Raw genomic sequence first — 23,331 nt, forward strand, 5'->3', positions numbered from 1 at the left:
GTCGCAGCAATTGTTACAGTTTGTTGCTTGGCAGGTCATTCGTGGAACTCGTCCAGATCGGGAATGCGCCCGAACGCGATCTTGGTGCCGACCCGATCGATACGGCCGCCGGCCTGCGGCCCGAGGCTGACGGCATTGCGCCCGAACTTTTCGTTGATCCGGTCCATCGCGCGGCTGAGCGACAGGGTGCGCGTTTCGCGTGCGAGCGGATCATCGGGATCGAGCAGGCCGAACAGCGACGCCTGTTCTGCACCGACCGGCTCGATCTCGGCGAGCGTGACGCCGATCATGCGGATCTGGAAATCGCCCGGGCGCGCCCGGCCGGCGGCGACGAGCTGCGGAAACAGCGTATCCAGCGCGGCGAGAACGGCGAAACTATCCTGCGTCGAAGACAGTTTGCGGCTCGCGCGCCAGGTCGATTTGTCATTCTCGAAGCGCGCATGGAGCACGAGCAGGCGGCTGCGATAGGCTTTCCGCCGCAATCGACTGGCCGCCTTGAGCGCCAGGCGGCGCGCGGTGAGCCGGACCGGCTCGAGCCCGCGCTTGCCCGGCGAGAGGACGTGGCTGTGGCCGATGCTGCGGCTTTGCGTGGCCTTTTCCGGCAGATCGACGCCGTGCAGCAGATACCAGAGCCGATCGCCGTTGGTGCCGCCCCAGGCGCTGCCGGCATCGCGCGGACGGCGTTCGCAATATTGCCGGATGTCGTTGATGCCGTCTTGCGCCAGCCGCCGCTCCATCTTGGCGCCAATGCCCGAAATGTCGCGCAGCGGCAGATCGTACAGCCGCTGCGGCAGCGTTTCGGCATGGAGCACGACCAGCCCGTCCGGCTTCTGCATGTCCGAGGCGAGCTTGGCGAGCAGGCGATTGGGCGCGATGCCGACCGAGGAGGTGAGGCATTCGCCGACATTGGCGCGGATCCCGGCCTTGATGCGGTGCGCGAGCGCGGTCGCAGCTTCGTGACTGTTCTCGTTATCGAGCAGGCGGCAGGCGACCTCGTCGATCGAGCAGACCTTGGTGATCGGGATGTGCCGCCAGATTTCGGCGATGATCGCATCGTGGAAGATGACATATTGTTCGTGGCGGGCGGGCGTGACGATCAGATCGCGGCACAGCCGCCTGGCTTCCCAGACGGGCGTGCCGGTCGAGATGCCGTAGCGCTTGGCCTCGATGCTGGCGGCGATCGCCACGGTGGTGTCGCTATCGACCGGCGCAACGAGAATCGGCTTGCCGCGCAAGGCCGGGTTCAATTGCTGTTCGACGCTGGCGAAATAGGAATTGAGATCGAGAAACAGCCAGCGCAGCGGGCGGGGCGGGAAGGCGTGTGCGTGTGCCGGAAAGTCGCGAAAGTCGCACGGATTCGCGTGCGCGCGCGGGGACGCGGCGGGATCCCCCGCGATGCTGACGGCGCGCGACTCGACTGACAGGGCCATCGTGGAACAATAGCAGAACATCGCCGGGTAGGACAGCGGCGATCCGGGCGGCCTGTCACCAATCGGAAATGCGAAAGTCATCGCGCAGTAATGTCTTTGCTGCTATGGAGCGCGAGTGAGTACAGCCATCCCCCATAGCTTCCCGATCGGGATCGACCCCGCCGACATCGACTTCATGGGTCACGTCAACAACGCGTCCTACCTGAAGTGGGTGCAGGACGCGGTGGTCAGCCACTGGCAGCGCTTCGCGCCGGCCGAGGCGATCGCGGCGAACCTGTGGGTCGCGCTGAAGCACGAGATCACCTATCGCAAGCCGACCTTTCTCGACGACGAGGTGATCGCCACCGTATTGCTCGAGAAGGTGCAGGGCGCACGCGCCTTCTACCAGACGATCATCAAGCGCGGCGAGGAAGTGCTGGCCGAAGTGCAATCGAGCTGGTGCTGCGTCGATGCCACCACGCATCGCCCGGCGCGGATCGCGCAGAGCGTGGCGGATCTGTTCTTCAGCAAGGACTGAGCCGCCGGCTCAGCGCGCTGCGGGAAGCGCCCGCAGCTTAAAGCTGGTGATCTTCTTGCCATAGGTGCATTCGAACGAATGGCGCGTGGTGCCGTTGTCGGCCGTGCCCCATACCTTGATGCGATCGATGCTCACCTGCTGCTTATCGATCACCTTGACCGTGCCATACGGCGCGGCGCGCGCGCTGCACGCCTGCACCGCAGTGGGAAGTAGTGCCGCATTGTTTTCCGGTTTCCCGCGCGCGCCGCGCACGGCCATGTCGACAGCGCCAACGGCCATGCCAGCGACACAGCCGCCGAGCGGGATGGTGGCCAGCAGCAAGCTGGCGATCAGCAGCGGATGCTTCATGCGATATCCTCTCGGGCGGCCGGCGTGATCTCGCGCCTAGCCTATCGCGCCGGACCGCTTCAAGGGGCGCGCAGCACATCGCGCAGCGCGATCCAGGCGGCGCGCTTGGCGGCCAGGCCGATCGTGTGCAGCGGGCTGCTCGACGGCAGCGGAATCAGCCGGAGATCATGGCCGGCAAGCTGACGCACGCCGTGGCGATAGGCAGTGGCGCCGTTGAAGGCGATCGCCGCGAGGCCGGGCAGCGTGGCGACCAGACCGGGCAGATCGTTACCGACGAGATCGCGGATCGCCGCGTCGGTACTGCCGGGGCGCGTGGCGCTGGCCACGACATCCCACAAGCCGACCCGGGCTGCGCGCAGCGCGGTCAGGCGATCGTCGTAGGGCAGAGCGGGCAGATCGACATCGACCACCGCTGCCATCAGCCGCCAGAACTGGTTCTGTGGATGCGCATAATAGCGCGCGGCGGCGAGCGACGCGTCGCCCGGCAGGCTGCCGAGCACGAGCAGCCGGGTATCGGCATCGACGACCGGCGGGAAGCTGCGCTTGACCTTCACGGGGTGTCAGGCGGCGCCGAGATAGTCCAGCTTGCCAAGCGGCACGCCCTTCATGCGCAGGATCGCATAGGCCGTGGTGAGGTGGAAATAGAAATTGGGCAGGACGAATTCGAGCGCGAAGCCGATGCCGGTAAACGCGACCGAGCGGCCCGGCGTGACCAGCGTGACCGGCCGGGCTTCCTGGCCGTTCATCGCATCGGCCGGCACCGCCTCAAGGAACGCGACCGTGCGCGCGATGCGCGCTTGGAGATCGGCAAAGGTCACTTCTTCATCGGCCATCGCGACATTCTCGATCCCGCCGATGCGCACCGCGGCGCCCTTGGCACTGTCGCTGGCGCGCTGAATCTGCGCGGAGAGCGGCGCCATGTCGGGATAGAGCCGGGCGGTCAGCAGGTCGCCCGGATCGGTGCCGGTCTCGGCGGCCCAGCCCTCGGCCTTGGCAAGGAAAGCGGACATGGCGGAAAGGCCGCGGAGCAGCGAGGGGACGGTAAGGTCGTAAAGGTCGGTCGCCATGGTCATGTCCCCTGCTACACGCTGTAGATGGGGCGGCACCGCGGGCTTGCAACGGCCGGCGGCCAGATAGCATCGGCGCCATGGCGACGAACACCACCTATGCCGCGTTCCGGCGCTGGCTTTGCCTGGGCGGCGCATTTCGGGGTGGAGAGGAACCGCCCGGCGATCTTCACGTATCCCCGGTGGTCGCCGATCAGCGATTACCGAATGTATTGCCCGTGGCTCAGCGGGCGGCCGGGGCCGGATCTGCGCGTGGCGGGGGTGGCGTGAGCGCCGGCACGATATCGGTATGGGTGAAATCGTCACCCTTGAAGAGCAGCGGCTCGCCGGTCACCTTGGCGAGCGCATAGGCGAAGCAATCGCCGAAATTGAGCTTGGCGGCGTGTCCGGTGCCGCGACCATAGCTGCGATACCCATCGCGGGCGACGACGGCAATCTCCTTCGTCACATCCTGGATCACCACGCCAAAGCGTTCGAGCAAGAGATCAGCCGCATCGCCGATATGCTTGTCGGCAGCGCGCGTGGTGACGGCCGTGAGTTCCAGCCAGCTGCCCGCGGACAGCCATAGCGTTTCTGCGGCTAACATCGCTTCGACAAAGGGACGGGCTTCGGGTTCGTTTCGCAGGATGGCGATGACGGCCGACGTATCGAGGATCACTTCGGCAGGCCGCGATCATCGTACAGCAGATCCTTGTACGTCAGCGACAATTCCTGCCCGTCAAATTCCGGCTTCCAATGACCTCGAAGACCGCTGATCAGTTCCATGGTCTGCTCGATCGTCGGTCTTGCTTCGCTCTTGTCGATCGAGGCCATTTTATCTTCCACGGCGATACGGATCGCGGCTGTTACCGAACCGCCGAGCTTTTCGGCCAGTTTGCGTGCGAGACGAACGGTTTCGGGATCCTTGATGTTGAGCTGTACGCCCATGATCTACCTCCAGGGGAAGGTTTATACCACAAGCCCGAATTGGGCGCAGCCAAAATTGGGTGGATTGCCGGACGCGGCGCATCGCCTATTTAGGGGCGATGCACACAACACCCGACACGCTCGCTCTGATTGGAAATACGCCGCTGGTGCGGCTCAAGGGGCCGAGCGAGGCCACCGGCTGCGACATCTTCGCCAAATGCGAGTTCGCCAATCCCGGCGCGTCGGTCAAGGATCGCGCGGCGCTGGCGATCGTCGAGGATGCCGAGACGCGCGGGACGATTCAGCCCGGTGGGACGATCGTCGAGGGGACGGCGGGCAATACCGGGATCGGGCTCGCGCTGGTCGCCAACGCCAAGGGCTATAAGACGATCATCGTCATGCCCGAGACGCAGAGCCGCGAGAAGATGGACACGCTGCGCGCGCTGGGCGCGGAACTCGTGCTGGTGCCGGCCGCGCCTTATTCCAACCCCGGGCATTTCGTGCACACGTCGCGCCGCATCGCCGAGGAGACGCCGAACGCGATCTGGGCCAACCAGTTCGACAATATCGCCAATCGCCGCGGGCATATCACGGGCATGGCGGAGGAAATCTGGGCGCAGATGGACGGCCGGATCGATGGCTTCACCTGCGCGGCGGGGACCGGCGGGACGATCGCGGGCGTCGGGCTGGGGCTGAAAGCCAAGGACGAGCAGGTGTGCATCGCGCTCAGCGATCCGCATGGCGCGGCGCTGTACGAATATTATGCCCACGGCGAATTGAAGTCCGAGGGCTCGTCGGTTGCCGAGGGGATCGGGCAGGGGCGCATCACCGCCAATCTGGAGGGCGCGCCGATCGATACGCAATTCCGCATTTCGGATGCCGAAGGGATGGAATGGGTCGAGCGGCTGCTGGCCGAGGAAGGGCTGTGCCTGGGCCTGTCATCGGGCATCAACGTTGCCGGCGCGGTGCGGCTGGCGCGGCATCTGGGGCCGGGCAAGCGCATTGCCACGATCCTGTGCGATACGGGATTCCGCTACCTTTCAACGCTGTACAATCGCGAGTGGCTGGAGGCGAAAGGATTGCCGGTTCCGGCCTGGCTTGCCCGGGGGTGAGCGGTGGCATCGACACGACGAAGCGTTTCTGGTACATTTCTGCCACAGGCATGATGAAAACCAGCAATCCCGCGAACGATTCAGCCCAGACGACGCAACGCGTACGCGTCGGCATGATCGGCCTTGCCGCCGTGCTGCTGCTGATCGGGCTGGCCGCGGCGATCTTCTCGACCGCGAGCCGCGAGCGCGCCGTGTCGGGCGGATCGCGCGCCGATGTCGTCGCCAATCTGACGATGGGCAACGGCCTGGCCGGGCTGGGCGACGGCAGCGAGCCGCTCGCCGATCTCGGTGTGACGCCGAGCACCGCAACCGAGAACGTCGCCGCCGCGACCCCGGATCAACCGCCGCGCTGACGCGCGATACCGCGCGTGCGGGACGCTGCGGGGATAATCGGGGAAAGATCGGGTGGCCGCGGGGATCAGGCACCCCGCGCACCGATTCCATCATTTTCTACCGTGAACACAAGCGGAACATGCTGGAATGGCTGATAAATTTTCGGCCGCGAATCCAAACGCATAGGCGGCCGTCCCCGGATCTCCCCTGGTTTCCCCTTGAATCCCCGGCCCGCCCGCGATAACGCGTATCTTATTGAGGGGCATACTCTTTCGCCTGCACCAGTCAGGAGCCGGGAAGCGATTCAGCATCGTTTCCGGGACCGGAGAAGTCATGCCCGACTGACATGGGGTAAGCGTGATCGACAGGGTGGACTATCAGGGTGAGGGTATCGGTCTTGTCGATGACAAGGGCCGGTGCGCCATCCCTGCGTCCCTCCGTGCGGCGCTCGCCGCCAACAGCCCGCGCGCCGATGGCAAGGACGGCGGCAGCGTCATCATCGGCGCGCATCGCAGCAGCCCGTGCCTGATCGGCTATGACGAACGCTATCGCACCGAGCTCAAGGCGCTCGCCGCGCAGCTGCAGGCGGCATATCTCGCCAAGCATGGCACGCATAACCCGAACATCCTGCGCGAGATCGTGCAGGGCGAGCCGGTGCCGTTCGACGGCAGCGGGCGCTTCATCATGCCCGCCTTCGCGCGCTTCCGCGCCAAGATCGGCGCCAATGCCTTTTTCTACGGCACGTTCGAGTGTTTCGAGATCTGGGATCCGCGCACTTTGATCGAATCCGACGTCGCCGAAGTGATGAAGGATTGCGCGCGCTTCCACTGCCAGCAGAAGGGGATCGCGCTGTGACGCTGCCGATCGCCCCGCCCATCGCCCCACCCATCGCCGACGCGCCGCACGTGCCCGTGCTGCTCGCCGAAGTCCTCGCCGCGCTCGCCATTGCCCCCGGCGACGTGCAGGTCGATGCGACGTTCGGCGCCGGTGGTTACACCCGCGCGATGCTGGCGGCCGGCGCGCGCGTGCTGGCGTTCGACCGCGATCCGGATGCGATCGCCGCCGGCCGCGCGCTGGAAGCTGAGCGGGACGCGCTGACGCTGGTGCCGGCGACCTTCTCGGCGATGGAAGCCGAACTGTCGGCGCTCGGCGTCGTGCCGGTCGACGGCGTGACGATGGATATCGGCGTGTCCTCGATGCAGCTCGACCAGCCGGAGCGCGGATTCAGCTTCCAGGCCGACGGTCCGCTCGACATGCGGATGAGCCAGGAAGGGCAGAGCGCGGCCGATTTCGTCAACACCGCGGACGAGGCGCGGATCGCCGACGTGCTGTACGAATTCGGCGACGAGCCGCGCTCGCGCCGCGTGGCGCAGTTCATCGTCGCGGCACGGCCGATCACGCGGACGGGCGAGCTCGCCCGGATCGTGCGTCGCGCGCTGGGCTACAAGCCGCACGACAAGAAGGATCCGGCGACGCGCACGTTCCAGGCGCTGCGCATCGAGGTCAATCGCGAACTCGGCGAGCTCGAGGACGGGCTGGCGGCGGCCGAGCGCGTGCTCAAGCCGGGCGGGACGCTGGCGGTGATCACCTTCCATTCGGGCGAGGACCGGCTGGTCAAGCGCTTCCTGCGCGAACGCAGCGGCGGCCTGCCCTCGGGATCGCGCCACCTGCCCGAAGTGAAGGCCAAGAACGCGCCGAGCTTCGAGGCGGTCGGTCGCGCGGTGCGCGCCGGCGAGGAAGAGATTGCGCGCAACCCGCGGGCGCGATCGGCGACATTACGCGTGGCGACCCGGACGGCGGCGGCCGCCTGGGGCGCTGCGCCAAGCAACACGACCACGAGCAAGGGATTTTCGGAATGATGGCGTTCGTGTGGAAGATGCTGGCCTGGTTCGGCATCGGCGTGGTGGTCGCACTCGGCGTGCTGATCGTGCCGCTGCACGTCGCCGCCGAGCGCAAGAAGCTCGACGCCACGACGCGCGAGATCGCGCAGGCCAATCGCGACATCCGCGCGCTGGAAACCGAGTTCGAGACGCGCTCGAACATCGCGCAGTTAGAAAAGTGGAACGGCGAGACGCTGCGCCTGGCAGCACCCGTCGCCGGGCAATATGTCACCGACGAGGCGCAGCTCGCATCGCTCGACTTCAATCATCCACTCGGCACCGGCGGCGCCACGGTGCAGACCGCCGCGCTGATCGTGCCGCAGCATAACAGCGCCGCCGCCGTGCCGCTGGCGACCGCCGCGCCGGCCGTGGTCAGCGTCGCCGTGGCCAGCGCCAAGCCGCAGCCCGCCGCCGCGATCGCCGCGGCGCCGGTCAAGACGGCCGCCGTGCAGCGCAAGGCGCAGACCGTGGCGATGCTCGATCGCAAACTGCTGAGCGATTCGATGATCGGTGATCTGACCAGCGGCGCCAGCCGGGAAGCAGGCCGCTTGCGGTGAGCATCGCGCTCGCCCGTCCCATGCCGCATCGGCGACCGACGGCGCAGCGCCATGTGCTGATCCAGACGGCGCACATGCGCCTGATGATCCTGCTGCTGTTGTTCACTGCGGCGATCGCGGTCGTCCTGATCCGCCTGGCGGTGCTGGCGATCTCGGCCGATCCGGCGACGGCGCGCGCGGCGATCCTCAGCGCCAGCTGGTCGCGCGGCGATATCGTCGATCGCAACGGCGAGCCGCTGGCGCGGACGATCGAGGCCTGGGGCATCGGCGTGCATCCCCGCAAGGTGCTGGGCGACAAGAACGAGCTGGCAGCCAAGCTGGCGGCGCTGATCCCGACGCATGACGAGGCGTGGTTCTACGAACGGCTGACGATGACCTCCTCGTTCACCTTCCTAGAGCATCATGCCTCGCCCTCGCTGGTCACCGCGGTCAACGCGCTGGGCGAACCGGCCGTGGTGTTCGAGAAGGAGCCCGAGCGGCTCTATCCGCAGACCACGCTCGCCGCGCACGTGCTCGGCTTCCTCAGCCCCGACGCGGCGGCCGGGCGGCTGGCCGGCGCGAGCGGGATCGAGCGCGCGTTCGACGAGCGGCTGGCCAATCCGATCGATCGCGCATCGCCGCTGACCCTGTCGATCGACTATCGCGTGCAGGCGGCGATGGAGAGCGAGCTCGGCGCGGCGATGAACGCCTATCAGGCGCGCGGCGCGACCGGTGTGGTGCTGGACGTGAATACCGGCGAAGTGATCGCGATGGCCTCGCTGCCGGTGTTCAACCCCAACAAGGTCGGCACCGCGAACAGCGAATCGCTGCGCAACAACGTGACGCAGAGCGTGTACGAGCTGGGCTCGGCGTTCAAGCCGATCACCATGGCGACGGCGATCGAGACCGGCGTGGTGACCAGCATGGCGAAGCGCTTCGATGCCACGCAGGCGCTGCATGTCGGCGGCTTCACGATCCATGACGATCACGCGCAGAAGCGCTATCTCAACATCCCCGAGACGCTGATCCATTCGTCGAACATCGCCACCGCGCGGATCGCCGACCAGATAGGCAAGGACCGGCTGTCGGCGATGTTCACCAAGCTCGGCTTCGGCACCAAGCCCGATATCGAGCTGCGCGAGAAGCAGAAGCCGATCTGGCCGAAATACTGGGCGCGCACCACGGTGATGACCACCGCTTACGGGCACGGCATCGCGGTCACGCCGCTGCATCTCGCCAATGCCTATGCGACGCTGGTCAATGGCGGGATCTGGCGCCCGACGACGCTGCTGCGCGTGGCGCCGGGCCAGGCGGCAAAGGGCCGTCGCGTGCTCTCGCCCTCGACCAGCGCGCGGATGCGGCAGCTGCTGCGGCTGATCGTGACGCAGGGCACCGGACGGATGGCCGAGGCACCGGGCTACCGCGTCGGCGGCAAGACCGGCACCGCCGAAGTGGCGGGCGGCGGTGGCTATCTCAAGAACGCCAACGTCTCGACCTTCGCCGCTGCCTTCCCGATGGACAGCCCGCGCTATGTGGTGATCGCGATGATGGACAGCCCCAAGCGGGTGAAGGAAAATTCGTTCCAGACCACCGCCGCCTATACCGCCGCCCCGGTGGTCAGCCGAGTGATCAGCCGGACCGGCGCGATGCTCGGCGTGATGCCGGACAACGCGCGCGATGTGGACGTTTCGGAATTGCTGCCCTTATTGTGGCATGCGCCGGGCGAAACCCCGGCCGACGCAGAATGAGGATCGCGCAATGAAGCTTGGCACGCTGACCGGCGGCGACGAGCAGGCCACGGTCAGCGGCTTCGCGATCGATCATCGCAAGGTGGCCGAAGGCACCGTGTTCGGCGCGTTCGCCGGCGCGCGGGTGAATGGCGAGGATTATATCGTCGCCGCGGTGCAGGCCGGGGCGATCGCCGTGGTCGCGCGGCCCGAGGCGCGGGTGGAAGGCGCAGTGCATATCGCCGACGCCAATCCGCGGGCGCGCTTCGCCCAGCTGGCGGCACGCTTCTTCGCGCCCTTTCCCGCCGTGGCAGTCGCGGTGACTGGGACCAACGGCAAGACATCGTGCGTCGAGATGACACGGCAATTGTGGCGCATGGACGGCTTCCATGCCGCGTCGATCGGGACGCTCGGCGTCACCACCGGCGACGACCGCGTCTCGACCGGGCTGACCACGCCGGACGTGGTGACGTTCCTGTCGAACATGGCGGGGCTGGCGCGCGAAGGGGTGAGCCATGTCGCGTTCGAGGCATCGAGCCACGGCCTGTCGCAATATCGCACCGAAGGCCTGCCGGTGCGCGCGGCGGCGTTCACCAATCTGAGCCGCGACCATCTCGATTATCACGGCACGATGGAGGCCTATTTCGAGGCCAAGATGCGGCTGTTCTCCGAGGTCGTCGAGCCGCACGGCGCGGCGGTGATCTGGGCGGACGATCCCTGGTCGGCGCAGGTGACGGACATCGCCCGGGCGCGCGGCGTGCGCGTGATCTCGGTCGGCACCGAGGGTGAGACGCTCAAGCTGGTGTCGCGCGATCCGACGTTGCTCGGCCAGGGGCTGGTGATCGAGGCCGAGGGCAGGACGTTCAAGGTCAACCTGCCGCTGATCGGCGCCTACCAGGCGGCCAACGCGCTGGTTTCGGCCGGTCTGGTAATCGCCACCGGCGGCACTGTCGCGACGACGCTGGCGAGCCTCGCGCGGCTGCAACCGGTGCGCGGGCGGCTGGAGCGAGCCGTGATCGCGCGCAGCGGCGCGCCGGTCTATGTCGATTACGCGCATACGCCCGACGCGCTGGAGGCGGCGATCGCCGCGCTGGCGCCGCACGCCAAAGGCCGGCTGATCGTGGTGTTCGGTGCGGGCGGCGATCGCGACCAGGGCAAGCGCGCGGCGATGGGCGCGATCGCCGCGGCGATGGCCGACATGGTGATCGTGACCGACGACAATCCGCGCGGCGAGGACGCCGCGGCGATCCGCGCGATGGTGCTGGACGGCGCGCCGGGCGCGCGCGAGATCGGATCGCGGCGCGAGGCGATCGGCGCGGCGATCGCCATGGCGGGCGCGGAGGACATCGTGCTGGTCGCCGGCAAGGGGCATGAGCAGGGGCAGATCGTCGGCGATCTGGTGCTGCCGTTCGACGACGTGACCGTGGCGCGGGAGATGGCGGCGTGAGTGTGTTTGTTGGCCTCGCCTCGCGCTCTCTTAAGTCCCCCTCCCGCTTGCGAGTTCGAGGTCGGTCATGCCCCCGGCATGACCTGAACGATGCGGGGCATCGTTCACCTCAATCTGGGTTAGGGGAGTGCGTGTCTACACATGGCGTCTTCTCCGGACAGGCCCTCCCCCAACCCCTCCCGCAAGCGGGAGGGGAGTTGTGAGCCTCTGGACTTCCTCTGAAATCGCGACGGCGACGAACGGCCAGGCATCCGCGGACTTCGCCGTCACCGGCGTCACCTTCGATTCGCGCGAGGTCGGTGCGGGCGATCTGTTCGTCGCGCTGACCGGCGAGGCGACCAACGGCCATCTGTTCCTCGATCAGGCGTTTGCCCGCGGGGCCGCCGGCGCGATCGTCAGCGAAGATTGCCCGCACGCCCATGTCCGCGTCGCCGATACGATGGCGGCGCTCGAGGCGCTGGCGATCGCGGCACGCGCGCGCACGGCGGCGAAGATCATCGGCGTGACCGGTTCGGTCGGCAAGACCAGCACCAAGGAAGCGTTGTTCGCGGCGCTCGACCGCCCGCGGCCCGGCGCGGCGCATCGCTCGGTCAAGAGCTACAACAATCACACCGGCGTGCCGCTCAGTCTCGCGCGGATGCCGGCCGAGGCCAGCTACGGCGTGTTCGAAATGGGCATGAACCATGCCGGCGAACTCGCCCACCTGACCACGTTGGTGCGGCCGCATGTCGCGATGGTCACGGCGATCGCGCCGGCGCACACCGCCTTCTTCCCCGACGAATCCGCCATCGCCGATGCCAAGGGCGAGATCTTCGCCGGGCTGGAGCCGGGCGGCACGGCGATCATTCCCTATGACAGCGCGCATCGCGAGCGGCTGATCGCCGCCGCCCGGCCGCATGCCGACCGGATCGTGACGTTCGGGCTCGATGCCGGTGCCGACGTTCGCGCGATCGAGACGATGCGGCTGGCGACGGGCGCGACCTTCGTCACCGCGCGGCTCGGCGAGCGCGAGCTGAGCTTCACCATGGCGCAGCCCGGGATGCACTGGGTATCCAATGCGCTGGGCGTGCTGGCGGCGGTCGATGCCGTGGGCGGCGATCTGGCGATGGCCGGGCTGGCGCTCGGCGAACTGGGCGGGCTGCAGGGGCGCGGCGCGCGCTTCATGGCGCCGGTCGACGCCAGCCAAGCCTTGGTGATCGACGAAAGCTACAACGCCAATCCCGCCTCGATGCGCGCGACGCTCGCCGTGCTCGGCGCGGAACAGGCGGCGCGCAGGATCGCAGTGCTGGGCGAGATGCGCGAGCTGGGCGAGGGCAGTGCCGACTATCATGCCGCACTGGCCGATCCGATCGTCGAAGCGGGCGTTTCGCACGTCGTATTGGTCGGGCCGGAGATGGCGGCGCTTGCGGAAGCGCTTGAGGGCCGCGTGCAATTCGTCCATGTGGCCGACGCCGCGGCCGCCCGGACAAGCCTGATGACAATCCTGGCGCCGGGCGATGCGGTGCTCATCAAGGGATCGAATGGCGTGGGGCTGGCGGCGTTGGTCGCAAGCCTGAAAGCCGGGACACGTTAATGCTGTATGTCATCGCCGAATATCTGGGTTTTCCGGGGCTGCTCAATCTGCTCCGCTACCAATCGGTGCGTACCGGCGGGGCGGTGACGATGGCCTTGGTGATCGGGCTGATCATCGGGCCGCGTTTCATCGGCTGGCTGCGGGTGCGGCAGGGCAAGGGCCAGCCGATCCGCGCCGACGGGCCGCAGACGCATCTCGCCAAGCGCGGCACGCCGACGATGGGCGGGCTGATGATCCTGACCAGCATGGGCCTGTCGATCCTGCTGTGGATGGATCTTGCCAACCCCTATGTCTGGGCCTGCCTGTTCGTGACGCTGGGCTTCGGCGCGATCGGTTTCCTCGACGATTACGACAAGGTCAGCAAGGCGAGCGTGGCGGGCGTTTCCGGGCGCACGCGGCTGATCGGCGAGTTCGTCATCGCGCTGGCCGCGAGCTGGATCATCGTCGGGCAGAACGGCACGCATCTGTACCTGCCGTTTTTCAGCAACGTCTCGATCGATCTCGGCTATTTCTACGTGGTGTTCGCCGCCTTCACGATCGTCGCGTTCGGCAATGCGGTGAACCTGACCGACGGGCTGGATGGCCTGGCGACGATGCCGGTGATCATCGCTTCGGTCGCGTTCATGGTGATCGTATATCTCGCCGGCAACGCCAAGTTCGCGACCTATCTCGGCATTCCGCATGTGCCGGGCGCGGGCGAGCTGGCGATCTTCTGTGGCGCGATCGTCGGCGCGGGGCTGGCCTTCCTGTGGTTCAATGCGCCGCCGGCGGCGGTGTTCATGGGCGATACCGGGAGCCTGGCGCTGGGCGGCGCGCTGGGCGCGATCTCGGTCGTCGCGCATCACGAGATCGTGCTCGGGATCATCGGCGGGCTGTTCGTGATGGAGGCGCTCAGCGTCATCATCCAGGTGTTCTTCTACAAGCGCACCGGCCGCCGCGTGTTCAAGATGGCGCCGATCCACCATCATTTCGAACAGCTCGGCTGGGCCGAGGCGACCGTGGTGATCCGCTTCTGGATCATTGCCTTCGTGCTCGCGCTGGCCGGCTTGTCGACGTTGAAGCTGCGGTGATTACCTCGCCCCTCTGGCGCGGCAAGAGCTACGCTGTGCTGGGGCTGGCGCGCTCTGGTGCGGCGACCGTGCGCGCGTTGCTGGCGAGCGGGGCGCGGGTCGTGGCGTGGGATGCGGATGCGGCAAAGCGCGATGCACTCCTCCCCGGCACGGGGAGGGGGACCAGCGAAGCTGGTGGAGGGGGTGTGTCGGCAACGCCCGCCTCGCTCGCGGCACCCCCCCTCCACCATTCGCCGGAAGAGGCGAATGGTCCCCCTCCCCGGAACGGGGAGGAGTTGCAGTTCGCCGATCCGGAGACAATCGATCTAGCCGGCTTCGACGCGCTCGTCGTCTCGCCCGGCGTGCCGCTCAATCGCCACCCGATCGCCGCCAAGGCGCGCGCGGCGGGGGTGCCGATCATTGGCGACATCGAATTGATCGCGCAGGCCCGTGCCTCGCTGCCGGCGCACAAGGTGGTCGGCGTGACCGGGACCAACGGCAAGTCGACCACGGTGTCGCTGATCCACCACATCCTGCAGACCGCAGGCGTGTCGTCGCGGCTGGGCGGCAATATCGGCCTGCCGATCCTTGAGCAGGAACCGCTGCCCGAAGGCGGCGTGTATGTGCTCGAACTGTCGAGCTACCAGATCGATCTGACGCAAAGCCTCGATTGCGACGTGGGGGTGCTGCTCAACATCACGCCGGATCATCTCGATCGGTATGATGGCTTCGAGGCGTATGCGGCATCCAAAGCTCGGTTGTTTGCGATGCAGTCGCCTAAGAGGTTGGCCATCGTAGACTATACGGCCGAAGCGGAACTCGATGTGCTCGACGAGGCCGAAGACCCCATCATCCAGTTCATCGCCGATGTCGTTACAGGCGAGACGGCGGATTGGCCGGCCCTGCGCGGGCCGCACAACCTGCTGAACGCCAAGGCAGCGATCGCGGCGACGCGCCATCTCGGCGTGCCGGATGCGGTGATCGATGCGGCGCTGGCTAGCTTCACCGGCCTGCCGCATCGCATGGAGCGCGTCGGCACGATCGGCGGCGTGGCGTTCGTCAACGACAGCAAGGCGACCAACCCGGAATCGACTGCGCCAGCGCTGGCAGCGTTCCCGGGGATCCACTGGATCCTCGGCGGGCAGGCCAAGTCGGACGATCTCGACGCCTGCGCGCCGGCGTTCGATCATGTCGTGAAGGCCTATACGATCGGCGCCTCGGGGCCGAGCTTTGCGGCGATCCTCGCGCCGCACATGCCGGTCGAGCAGAGCGTCACGCTCGCCGCCGCCGTCGCCAGTGCCGCCGCCAATGCCAAGCCGGGCGAAACCGTGTTATTGTCCCCGGCCTGCGCGTCGTTCGACCAGTTTCGGGATTTCGAGGATCGCGGGAATCAGTTCCGTGCGCTTGTGGAGGCATTGGCATGACCGACCTGCGCGTGCAGCTCAAGACCGGCATCTGGACCCGGATGAAGGATCGCGGCGGGCGCGGCGACCGATCGGCGCTGGGCATGTGGTTCTGGGATATCGACCGGGTGCTGCTGCTGCTGGCGCTGCTGCTGATCGCGATCGGACTGGTCGCGGTCGGCGCTGCCTCGCCGGCGGCGGCGCAGCGCTATTCCGACGACAAGCATCATATCGCGCCGCTTTATTATCTGTGGTGGCAATTGGGCTGGGTCGGCGTGTCGCTGCCCGTCCTGTTCGTCACCTCGATGCTGCCGGTGACGGCGGCGCGGCGCATGGCGCTGATCGGTGCGCTCGTCTGCCTCGTGCTGCTGATGGCGGTGCCGGTGATCGGCTTCGAGCGCAACGGCGCGACCCGCTGGATCAATTTCGGCGTGTCCTCGATGCAGCCGTCGGAGTTCCTCAAGCCTTTCTTCATCGTCACGGTTGCGTGGCTGCTCTCGCTGCGCGCCAAGGACGCGCAATTGCCGGTGGTGTGGATCACCGGCGGGCTGACCGGCTTCGTCGCACTGCTGCTGATGCTGCAGCCCGATTTCGGGCAGACGGTGGTGTTCTGTTCGGTGTGGATCGCGCTGCTGATGATCTCGGGCACGCCGGTGCGCGTGATGATCGGGCTGATCGGCTGCGTGCCGGTGGCGCTGGTCGCGGCCTATCTGTTCTACGATACCGCGCGGGTGCGCATCGATGCGTTCCTGTTCCCGGGCACGGAGGGCGGATCGGACAATTTCCAGACCAACGCTGCCTATAACGCGATCACCAATGGCGGCTGGCGCGGCACCGGCCCCGGCGGGGGCACGATGAAGTTCCGCCTGCCCGAGGGGCATACCGATTATATCTATTCGGTGATCGGCGAGGAATTCGGGCTGATCGCCTGCGCGGTCATCGCGATCCTGTTCCTGACCATCGTGGTGCGTGTGTTCGTCAAACTGCTCGACGAGCAGGACGAGTTTCGGTTGTACGCCGCGGCGGGGCTGGCGACGCAGTTCGGCGCGCAGGCGCTGATCAGCATGTGCGTCAATACCGGCATGGCGCCGAGCAAGGGCATGACGCTGCCGTTCATCAGCTATGGCGGCTCGTCGATGATCGCGCTCTCGATCGGGATGGGATTGCTGCTTGCATTCACGCGGCGAAACCCGTTCGTGTCGCGCTCCCCCTATATCGCGCGGTGGAGCGGCGAATGAGGTTCGGTCAATGAGTGGGCAGAAGCATTTCGTATTGGCGGCGGGCGGCACCGGCGGGCACATGGTGCCGGCCGCGGCGCTGGCTGCGGAACTGGGCAAGCGAGGGCATCACGTGTCGCTGATCAGCGACGCGCGCGGCGTGCGCTTCCCCGGCCTGTTCGATGGCGTGCAGACGCATGTCCTGCCGGCCGGGCGGCTGGCCGGCGGGCCGATCGGCTGGGCCAAGGCGATGAAGGCGATGTTCGCCGGGCGCGCACTGGCGATCGAGCTCTACAAGCATCAGAAGCCGGCGGCGGTGATCGGTTTCGGCGGCTACCCGGCATTGCCCGCTTTGCTCGCGGCGTTCAGCGCGGGCATCCCGACCGCGGTGCACGAGCAGAATGCGGTGCTCGGGCGCGTCAACCGGCTGGTGGCGGGGCGCGTGGATGCGATCGCAACTTCCTATGCCAACGTCCAGCGGCTGAAGGACAAGTATCGCGGCAAGGCGCATCTCGTCGGCAATCCGGTGCGCGCCGAGGTGCTGGCGCTCCGGTCGCAGCCTTATCCGTTGCTCGAGGAAGACGGCATCTTCCGCGTGCTGGTGACCGGCGGCAGCCAGGGCGCGAGCATCCTGTCGCAGGTCGTGCCCGACGGCCTGTCGCTGCTGCCGGTGAGCTTCCGCCGCCGGCTGCAGGTGACGCATCAGGCGCGGATCGAGGATATCGATGCCGCGCGGACGAAATATGCCGAACTGTCGATCGCCGCGGAACTGGCGACCTATCTGCCCGACATGCCCGAGCAGCTGGCCTGGGCGCATCTGGTGATCGCGCGCGCCGGCGCCTCGACGCTGGCCGAGTTGACCGTCGCCGGGCGGCCGGCGATCCTCGTGCCGCTGCCCAGCGCGACCGACGATCACCAGACCGTCAACGCCAGGGAAATGACCGCGGCGGGCGGCGCGCGGACGATCGACCAGCGCAGCTTCACGCCGATCGAACTGGCCAAGCAGATGCAGCGTCTCGGGCTCGATCCCGCCGCGCTGCAGAATGCCGCCGGGCGCGCGCGCAGCTGCGGCCGGCCCGATGCGGTGCGCGATCTGGCCGATCTGGTCGAAAGCCTCGACGCACCGCAGGGCGACATGCCGATCGGCCTCAACAAGCCGGTGAAGTTCGGCGACGCGGCGGCCTATGCGTGATGACATTGCACATGAAGGGTTCTGAAACATGAGGGGTGTCGCGACCGACATCGGTACGATCCATTTCGTCGGCATCGGCGGGATCGGCATGTCGGGCATCGCCGAGGTGATGAAGAATCTCGGCTATGACGTGCAAGGGTCCGACGTGGCCGAGGGCTATGTCGTGCAGGGCTTGCGCGACAAGGGCATCCGCGTGTCGATCGGTCATGCCGCGGAGAATATCGGCGAGGCGGCGGTGGTCGTTACTTCGACCGCAATCGTGCGCAGCAACCCGGAGGTCGAGGCGGCGCTGGAGAAGCGCGTGCCCGTGGTGCGGCGCGCGGAGATGCTGGCCGAGCTGATGCGGCTCAAATCCACCGTCGCGGTGGCGGGGACACACGGCAAGACCACGACGACGTCGATGATCGCCGCGTTGCTCGATGCCGGCGGGGTCGATCCGACGGTGATCAATGGCGGGATCATCAATTCCTACGGCTCGAACGCGCGCCTTGGGGCGTCGGACTGGATGGTGGTCGAGGCGGACGAGAGCGACGGCAGCTTTCTGCGGCTGGACGGCACGATCGCGGTGGTGACCAATATCGATCCCGAGCATCTCGATCATTACGGCAGCTTCGATGCGGTGAAGGACGCCTTCGTCGATTTCATCGAGAACGTGCCCTTCTACGGCGCGGCCCTGCTGTGCCTCGATCATCCCGAAGTGCAGGCGATCATCCCGCGCGTGCGCGATCGCCGCGTGGTGACCTATGGTTTTGCGGCGCAAGCCGATGTGCGCGGGGTCAACGTGACGCCGATCCCCGGCGGCAACCGCTTCGAATGCCTGGTGCGCGCGCGCGACGGATCGGTGCGCTCGATCGAGGGCATCGAGATGCCGATGCCCGGCCGGCACAACGTGCAGAACGCGCTGGCGGCGATCGGCGTGGCGCTGGAAATGGGCATTCCGGACGAGACGATCCGCACCGGCTTCGCCAAGTTCGGCGGTGTGAAGCGGCGCTTCACCAAGGTTGGCGAGACCGGTGGGGTGACCGTGATCGATGATTACGGGCACCATCCGGTCGAGATCAAGGCTGTGCTGGCGGCGGCGCGCGAGGGCGTGGAAAACCGCGTGATCGCGGTGGTGCAGCCGCATCGCTACACGCGGCTGGGCAATCTGATGGAGGAGTTCCAGCAGGCGTTCAACGACGCCGACATGGTGCTGGTGACCCCGGTCTATGCTGCGGGCGAGGCGCCGATCGACGGCGTCGATGCGGCGGCCCTGGTCGAGGGATTGAAGCGGCGCGGGCATCGCTCGGCGGCGACGGTGGCGGATGCCGACGCGCTGGCCGGGGTGCTGGCCGAGGTGACGAAACCCGGGGACATGGTGGTGTGCCTGGGGGCCGGGGATATTACCAAGTGGGCGGCCGGGCTGGCCGCTGGCATCGAGGCCAAGCGGTGAGTGGGGTTGCGCCAGCTGCTCCCCTCCCCTTCAGGGGAGGGGCTTAGCGTCGTGCGCGGCCGCCTCACCTCGAACGCGCCGCTCGCGCCGCTGGTCTGGTTCAAGTCCGGCGGCAATGCGCAGTGGCTGTTCGAGCCCAAGGACGTGGCCGATCTCACGGATTTCCTCGCCGCGCTCGATCCGGCCGTGCCGGTGATGGCGCTCGGCCTCGGCTCGAACATGATCGTGCGCGATGGCGGCGTGCCGGGCGTGGTCGTGCGGCTGGGCAAGCCGTTCGCCAAGGTCGCGGCGATCGATGCGACGACGCTGACCTGCGGCGGCGGAGCGAGCGGGATCCTGGTCTCGTCCACCGCGCGCGATGCGGGCATTACGGGCGTGGAATTCCTGCGCTCGATCCCCGGCACGGTCGGCGGGTTCGTGCGGATGAACGGCGGCGCTTATGGCCGCGATACGAGCGAGATCCTGATCGACTGCGACGTCGTGTTGCGCTCGGGCCAGCGCACGACGCTGACGGTCGACCGGCTCGGTTATACCTATCGCCACTCGACGCTGCCCGAGGGCTGTGTCGTGGTGAGCGCGACGTTCCGTGGCCACCCCGGTGAACCGGCGGCGATCCAGGCGGAGATGGACCGCATCGCCGCGGCGCGCGAGGCATCGCAGCCGCTGCGCTCGAAGACCGGCGGCTCGACGTTCAAGAATCCCGACGGGCACAAGGCGTGGCAGCTGGTCGATCAGGCCGGATGCCGGGGCTTGCGCCGCGGCGACGCGCAGGTCAGCGAGAAACATACCAATTTCCTGCTCAATCTCGGCAGCGCGACGAGCGCGGAGATCGAGCAACTGGGCGAAGACGTGCGCGCCAAGGTGCAGGCGCATTCGGGGATCGAGCTGGAATGGGAAATCCAGCGCGTGGGAGTGATGAAGTGAACAGTCTCCACATCGCCGTATTGATGGGCGGACCCTCGGCCGAGCGCGAGGTGTCGCTGCTGTCAGGTGCCGGCGTCGCTCGGGCGCTGGAATCGCTGGGTCACCTCGTGACGCGGATCGATATGGGGCGCGACGTTGCCGCCAGGCTGGCCGAAGCGGCGCCGGATGTGGTGTTCAACGCGCTGCACGGCACGCCGGGCGAGGACGGATCGGTGCAGGGCATGCTCGATCTGATGGGGCTGCGCTATACGCATTCCGGCATGATCACGTCGGTGATCGCGATCGACAAGGTGCTGACCAAGCAGGCGCTGGTGCCGCATGGCATCCCGATGCCGGGCGGGCGGATCGTCAAGAGCGAGACCTTGCACGACGGCGATCCGCTGCCGCGGCCGTACGTGCTGAAGCCGGTCAACGAGGGCTCGTCGGTCGGCGTCGCGATCGTCACCCATGACGGCAATTACGGCAACCCGATCGCGCCGGGCGCCGAGGGGCCGTGGCAGGAATTCGACGAACTGCTCGCCGAGCCGTTCATCCGCGGGCGCGAATTGACCACCGCGGTGCTCGGCGACTGGCCGATGGGGGTCACCGAACTCAAGCCCAAGAGCGGCTTTTACGATTACGATTCCAAATATACCGACGGCATGACCGAGCATGTCTATCCAGCCGATATCCCTGACGAAATCACTCAGGCGTGCAAGGCGCTGGCGCTGAAATCGCACCGGCTGCTCGGCTGCAAGGGCTGCTCGCGCTCCGACTTCCGCTGGGATGACGAACGCGGCGTGGATGGGCTGTTCCTGCTCGAGGTCAACACGCAGCCGGGGATGACCGCGCTCAGCCTGGTGCCCGAACAGGCGCGGCACAACGGCATGAGCTATCCCGAACTGGTCCAGCGGATCGTCGATGAAGCGATGAAGGGGGAGGCGCTCCTGTGAGCAGCCGCACCCTGAAGCGCAGTCCGGCACGGCGCCCGGTGCAGAAGCGCAAGGTGCAGCGCGTGTCGATGATCGACCGGATGATCGCCGCGCTGCCGATCAGCGAGGCGACGCTGCACCGCGTGGCGACCTGGACGATCACCGGCGCGGTGATCGCGGGGCTGGGCACGATGGCGGTATGGGCTGGCGTGCCCGCCGCGATCGGTACGGCGATGGCCGAGGGCGTCGGTCGCGCCGGCTTCCGCGTCGACAAGATCGAGCTGACCGGGCTGGCACGGATGGACCGCATGTCGGTCTATGCCGTCGCGCTCGACCAGCAGTCGCGCGCCATGCCGCTGGTGCGGCTGGAGGACGTGCGCGCCAAATTGCTGCAATATGGCTGGGTGCAGGACGCGCATGTCTCGCGCCGGCTGCCCGACACGCTGCTCGTCCATATCGTCGAGCGCAAGCCGACCGCGGTGTGGCAGGACAAGGGGCAATTGTCGCTGATCGGCTCGGACGGCGTGTGGCTGGAGCCGGTGCGCGCCGATGCGATGCCCGATCTGCCGCTGGTCATCGGGCCGGGCGCGAACATGCAGGAAGCGGCATATCAGAAGCTGCTCGGCGCGGCGCCGGCGTTGCGGCCGATCGTCAAGGCGGCGACCTGGGTCGGCAACCGGCGCTGGAACCTGACCTTCGAGAGCGGCGAGACGCTGGCGCTGCCCGAGGGCGACAAGGCGGCCGCGGCGGCGCTGACCAAGTTCGCGCAGCTGGACGGGGTGAAGCCGTTGCTCGGCAAGGGCTGGCTGCGCTTCGACATGCGCGATCCGAGCAAGCTCGTCGCGCGCAAGCCGGGCGAGAGCGCGGGCCGCGCGATCACCGATCCGAACGACGCGGGGGCGGCGGCAAAACCCGCGGCGATCGAAGCGAAGAAGCGTGTTAGCGTGGCGGGGCAGGGGTAGAGATCATGGCGAAAGTAGCACCAGAGGGATTGATCACGGCGCTCGATATCGGGTCGTCCAAGGTATCGGCGATGATCGCGCAGAAGGGCGATGGCGGCGAGCTGATCGTGCTCGGCACCGGGCAGCGCGAGAGCCGCGGCGTCAAGCGCGGCTATATCGCCGATGCCGATGCGACCGAGGCGGCGGTACGCGAGGCGGTCGAGCAGGCCGAGCGGATCGCCGGCGTGAATATCCAGAACGTGTGGGTGAGCTTTTCGGCCGGGGGGCTGGTCAGCGACGTCGCGTCGATCGAATTCGAGCTCGGCGGGCACCGGGTGGAGCAATCGGACATCGATGCGCTGCTCCATGCCGGGCGGGAATCGATCGACCCCGCGGGCCGCATGGTGCTGCATGCGCAGCCGGCGCTGTACACGCTCGACGGGCTGACCGGGGTGAAGAAGCCGCTCGGCCTGCACGCCGATCGGCTGGGCGTGCACATCCATGTCGTCGCCGCCGATGGATCGCCGGTGCGCAATCTCGGCCTTTGCGTCGCCAATGCGCATCTCGAGGTGAAATCGATCATCGCCGCGCCGGTCGCAACCGGCATGGCGTGCCTCAGCGACGAAGAGCGCGAACTGGGCGTCGCCCTGGTCGAGATGGGGGCGGGGATCACCAATGTGTCGCTGTTCGCTGGCGGGATGCTGGTCGGGCTGACCTCGATCCCGTTCGGCGCGCAGGACATTACCGACGATATCGCCAGCGCGTTCGGCACCAGCCGGGCGCAGGCCGAGCGGATGAAATGCTTCTACGGATCGGCCAATGCGAGCCCACGCGACAATCACGACATGATCGACGTCGCGCCGTTGAGCGCGGAGGACGGGCAGGGCGACGGCACGCGCATCACCCGCGCGCAGCTGATCGCGGTGATCCGCCAGCGGCTCGATCACCTGATCGGCGAAGTGCAGAAGGCGCTGACCGAATTGAAATTTTCCGGGCCGGTCGGGCGGCAGGTGGTGCTGACCGGCGGTGGCGCGGAATTGAAGGGCGTGGCGGATTATGCGCAGCAGGCGCTGGGCCGGTCGGTCCGCGTCGGGCGGCCGCGCGGACTGACCGCCCTGCCCGAGGCGCATTCCGGGCCGGCCTTCGCCACGCTGGCGGGTCTGGCCTTTTACGCGGCGTCCGATCCGGTCGATCTGCGCTCGCTCGCGGGCAAGCACCAGACGGTGCACCGGCCCAAGGGGTTCGGCGTGATCCGGCGGTTGATCGCGATGGCCCGAGCGAATTATTGAGCTTTTACGACATGCGGTGTCATTGGTGCTGGAAGCGGCCCTAGTGATAGTGCAGAACGCACTGTAATTAATCATGTGTGCCGGGGTATTGGTGCAC

Annotated in this window: 25 protein-coding genes; 19 read left to right on the plus strand and 6 right to left on the minus strand. The window is 67.4% G+C overall.

Annotated elements, in window-relative coordinates:
- Positions 1–35: 35 nt before the first annotated feature.
- Positions 36–1,430, minus strand: a complete 1,395-nt coding sequence (locus tag NV401_RS00235; protein ID WP_261292375.1) for a Y-family DNA polymerase — start codon at positions 1,428–1,430, stop codon at positions 36–38.
- A gap of 115 nt (positions 1,431–1,545) precedes the next feature.
- Between NV401_RS00235 and NV401_RS00240 the strand changes: the two genes are divergently transcribed.
- Positions 1,546–1,947, plus strand: coding sequence for an acyl-CoA thioesterase (locus tag NV401_RS00240; RefSeq protein ID WP_261292376.1), 402 nt, complete (start codon positions 1,546–1,548; stop codon positions 1,945–1,947).
- A 9-nt stretch (positions 1,948–1,956) separates the two neighbouring features.
- Here NV401_RS00240 and NV401_RS00245 read toward each other — a convergent pair whose 3' ends face one another.
- From NV401_RS00245 to NV401_RS00255, 3 genes are read right to left on the minus strand one after another with little or no spacing between them, the layout of a single operon-like run.
- The gene (locus tag NV401_RS00245) at positions 1,957–2,295 is read right to left on the minus strand and encodes a hypothetical protein (RefSeq protein ID WP_261292377.1); all 339 of its coding nucleotides are present in this window, start codon (positions 2,293–2,295) and stop codon (positions 1,957–1,959) included.
- A 59-nt stretch (positions 2,296–2,354) separates the two neighbouring features.
- Positions 2,355–2,849: a DNA-deoxyinosine glycosylase gene (locus NV401_RS00250; RefSeq protein ID WP_261292378.1), complete on the minus strand. Its 495-nt coding sequence runs from the start codon at positions 2,847–2,849 to the stop codon at positions 2,355–2,357.
- 6 nt (positions 2,850–2,855) lie between these two features.
- On the minus strand, positions 2,856–3,362 hold the full coding sequence (locus NV401_RS00255; protein WP_261292379.1) for a DUF1993 domain-containing protein: 507 nt from the start codon (positions 3,360–3,362) through the stop codon (positions 2,856–2,858).
- 99 nt (positions 3,363–3,461) lie between these two features.
- Between NV401_RS00255 and NV401_RS00260 the strand changes: the two genes are divergently transcribed.
- Entirely contained in the window at positions 3,462–3,632 is a 171-nt protein-coding gene (locus NV401_RS00260; protein WP_315368969.1) for a DUF962 domain-containing protein, read from the plus strand.
- On the opposite strand, the gene NV401_RS00265 is transcribed toward NV401_RS00260, so the two are convergent.
- Both NV401_RS00265 and NV401_RS00270 read right to left on the minus strand, forming a co-directional pair.
- Positions 3,586–4,020: a type II toxin-antitoxin system VapC family toxin gene (locus NV401_RS00265; protein WP_261292380.1), complete on the minus strand. Its 435-nt coding sequence runs from the start codon at positions 4,018–4,020 to the stop codon at positions 3,586–3,588. The two genes, NV401_RS00260 and NV401_RS00265, sit on opposite strands and share 47 nt — an antisense overlap.
- Positions 4,017–4,289 carry a type II toxin-antitoxin system VapB family antitoxin gene (locus NV401_RS00270; protein WP_261292381.1) on the minus strand — a complete coding sequence of 91 codons (273 nt, stop codon included), beginning with the start codon at positions 4,287–4,289 and terminating at the stop codon, positions 4,017–4,019. The genes NV401_RS00265 and NV401_RS00270 overlap by 4 nt, the downstream gene beginning before the upstream one ends.
- 98 nt (positions 4,290–4,387) lie before the next feature.
- Here NV401_RS00270 and NV401_RS00275 point away from each other — a divergent pair, with 98 nt between their 5' ends.
- The 17 genes from NV401_RS00275 to ftsA all read left to right on the plus strand — a co-directional run bounded on the left by NV401_RS00275 (position 4,388) and on the right by ftsA (position 23,234).
- Entirely contained in the window at positions 4,388–5,380 is a 993-nt protein-coding gene (locus tag NV401_RS00275) for a cysteine synthase A (protein ID WP_261292382.1), read from the plus strand.
- A gap of 50 nt (positions 5,381–5,430) precedes the next feature.
- Entirely contained in the window at positions 5,431–5,733 is a 303-nt protein-coding gene (locus NV401_RS00280) for a hypothetical protein (RefSeq protein ID WP_261292383.1), read from the plus strand.
- A 337-nt stretch (positions 5,734–6,070) separates the two neighbouring features.
- Positions 6,071–6,568: a division/cell wall cluster transcriptional repressor MraZ gene (locus tag NV401_RS00285; RefSeq protein WP_261292384.1), complete on the plus strand. Its 498-nt coding sequence runs from the start codon at positions 6,071–6,073 to the stop codon at positions 6,566–6,568.
- Positions 6,565–7,572 (plus strand): 16S rRNA (cytosine(1402)-N(4))-methyltransferase RsmH, encoded by a 1,008-nt coding sequence (rsmH, locus tag NV401_RS00290; protein ID WP_380817245.1) that lies wholly within the window; start codon positions 6,565–6,567, stop codon positions 7,570–7,572. Before NV401_RS00285 ends, rsmH begins: the two co-directional genes overlap by 4 nt.
- Complete coding sequence (locus NV401_RS00295; RefSeq protein ID WP_261292385.1) at positions 7,569–8,150, plus strand: hypothetical protein; 582 nt, start codon at positions 7,569–7,571, stop codon at positions 8,148–8,150. Before rsmH ends, NV401_RS00295 begins: the two co-directional genes overlap by 4 nt.
- Entirely contained in the window at positions 8,147–9,877 is a 1,731-nt protein-coding gene (locus NV401_RS00300) for a peptidoglycan D,D-transpeptidase FtsI family protein (protein ID WP_380817243.1), read from the plus strand. The genes NV401_RS00295 and NV401_RS00300 overlap by 4 nt, the downstream gene beginning before the upstream one ends.
- A gap of 10 nt (positions 9,878–9,887) precedes the next feature.
- Positions 9,888–11,303, plus strand: coding sequence for a UDP-N-acetylmuramoyl-L-alanyl-D-glutamate--2,6-diaminopimelate ligase (locus NV401_RS00305; protein ID WP_261292387.1), 1,416 nt, complete (start codon positions 9,888–9,890; stop codon positions 11,301–11,303).
- Between the two features lie 199 nt (positions 11,304–11,502).
- Positions 11,503–12,876: a UDP-N-acetylmuramoyl-tripeptide--D-alanyl-D-alanine ligase gene (locus NV401_RS00310; RefSeq protein ID WP_261292388.1), complete on the plus strand. Its 1,374-nt coding sequence runs from the start codon at positions 11,503–11,505 to the stop codon at positions 12,874–12,876.
- Entirely contained in the window at positions 12,876–13,946 is a 1,071-nt protein-coding gene (gene mraY / locus NV401_RS00315; RefSeq protein ID WP_261292389.1) for a phospho-N-acetylmuramoyl-pentapeptide-transferase, read from the plus strand. Before NV401_RS00310 ends, mraY begins: the two co-directional genes overlap by 1 nt.
- Complete coding sequence (murD, locus tag NV401_RS00320; protein WP_261292390.1) at positions 13,943–15,349, plus strand: UDP-N-acetylmuramoyl-L-alanine--D-glutamate ligase; 1,407 nt, start codon at positions 13,943–13,945, stop codon at positions 15,347–15,349. The genes mraY and murD overlap by 4 nt, the downstream gene beginning before the upstream one ends.
- The gene (locus tag NV401_RS00325; RefSeq protein WP_261292391.1) at positions 15,346–16,566 is read left to right on the plus strand and encodes a peptidoglycan glycosyltransferase FtsW; all 1,221 of its coding nucleotides are present in this window, start codon (positions 15,346–15,348) and stop codon (positions 16,564–16,566) included. The genes murD and NV401_RS00325 overlap by 4 nt, the downstream gene beginning before the upstream one ends.
- 10 nt (positions 16,567–16,576) lie before the next feature.
- Positions 16,577–17,737, plus strand: a complete 1,161-nt coding sequence (gene murG, locus NV401_RS00330) for an undecaprenyldiphospho-muramoylpentapeptide beta-N-acetylglucosaminyltransferase (RefSeq protein ID WP_261292392.1) — start codon at positions 16,577–16,579, stop codon at positions 17,735–17,737.
- A gap of 28 nt (positions 17,738–17,765) precedes the next feature.
- Complete coding sequence (murC, locus tag NV401_RS00335; RefSeq protein ID WP_261292393.1) at positions 17,766–19,169, plus strand: UDP-N-acetylmuramate--L-alanine ligase; 1,404 nt, start codon at positions 17,766–17,768, stop codon at positions 19,167–19,169.
- Positions 19,170–19,220: 51 nt separating this feature from the next.
- Positions 19,221–20,093: a UDP-N-acetylmuramate dehydrogenase gene (murB, locus tag NV401_RS00340; protein ID WP_261292394.1), complete on the plus strand. Its 873-nt coding sequence runs from the start codon at positions 19,221–19,223 to the stop codon at positions 20,091–20,093.
- Positions 20,090–21,025: a D-alanine--D-alanine ligase gene (locus NV401_RS00345; RefSeq protein ID WP_261292395.1), complete on the plus strand. Its 936-nt coding sequence runs from the start codon at positions 20,090–20,092 to the stop codon at positions 21,023–21,025. The genes murB and NV401_RS00345 overlap by 4 nt, the downstream gene beginning before the upstream one ends.
- Positions 21,022–21,966: a cell division protein FtsQ/DivIB gene (locus NV401_RS00350; RefSeq protein ID WP_261292396.1), complete on the plus strand. Its 945-nt coding sequence runs from the start codon at positions 21,022–21,024 to the stop codon at positions 21,964–21,966. Before NV401_RS00345 ends, NV401_RS00350 begins: the two co-directional genes overlap by 4 nt.
- 5 nt (positions 21,967–21,971) lie before the next feature.
- A complete protein-coding gene (ftsA, locus tag NV401_RS00355) occupies positions 21,972–23,234 on the plus strand; it encodes a cell division protein FtsA (protein ID WP_261292397.1) in 1,263 nt (420 codons plus the stop codon).
- Positions 23,235–23,331: the final 97 nt, after the last annotated feature.

It is taken from the genome of Sphingomonas hylomeconis, assembly GCF_025370105.1.
Lineage (GTDB): Bacteria > Pseudomonadota > Alphaproteobacteria > Sphingomonadales > Sphingomonadaceae > Sphingomonas > Sphingomonas hylomeconis.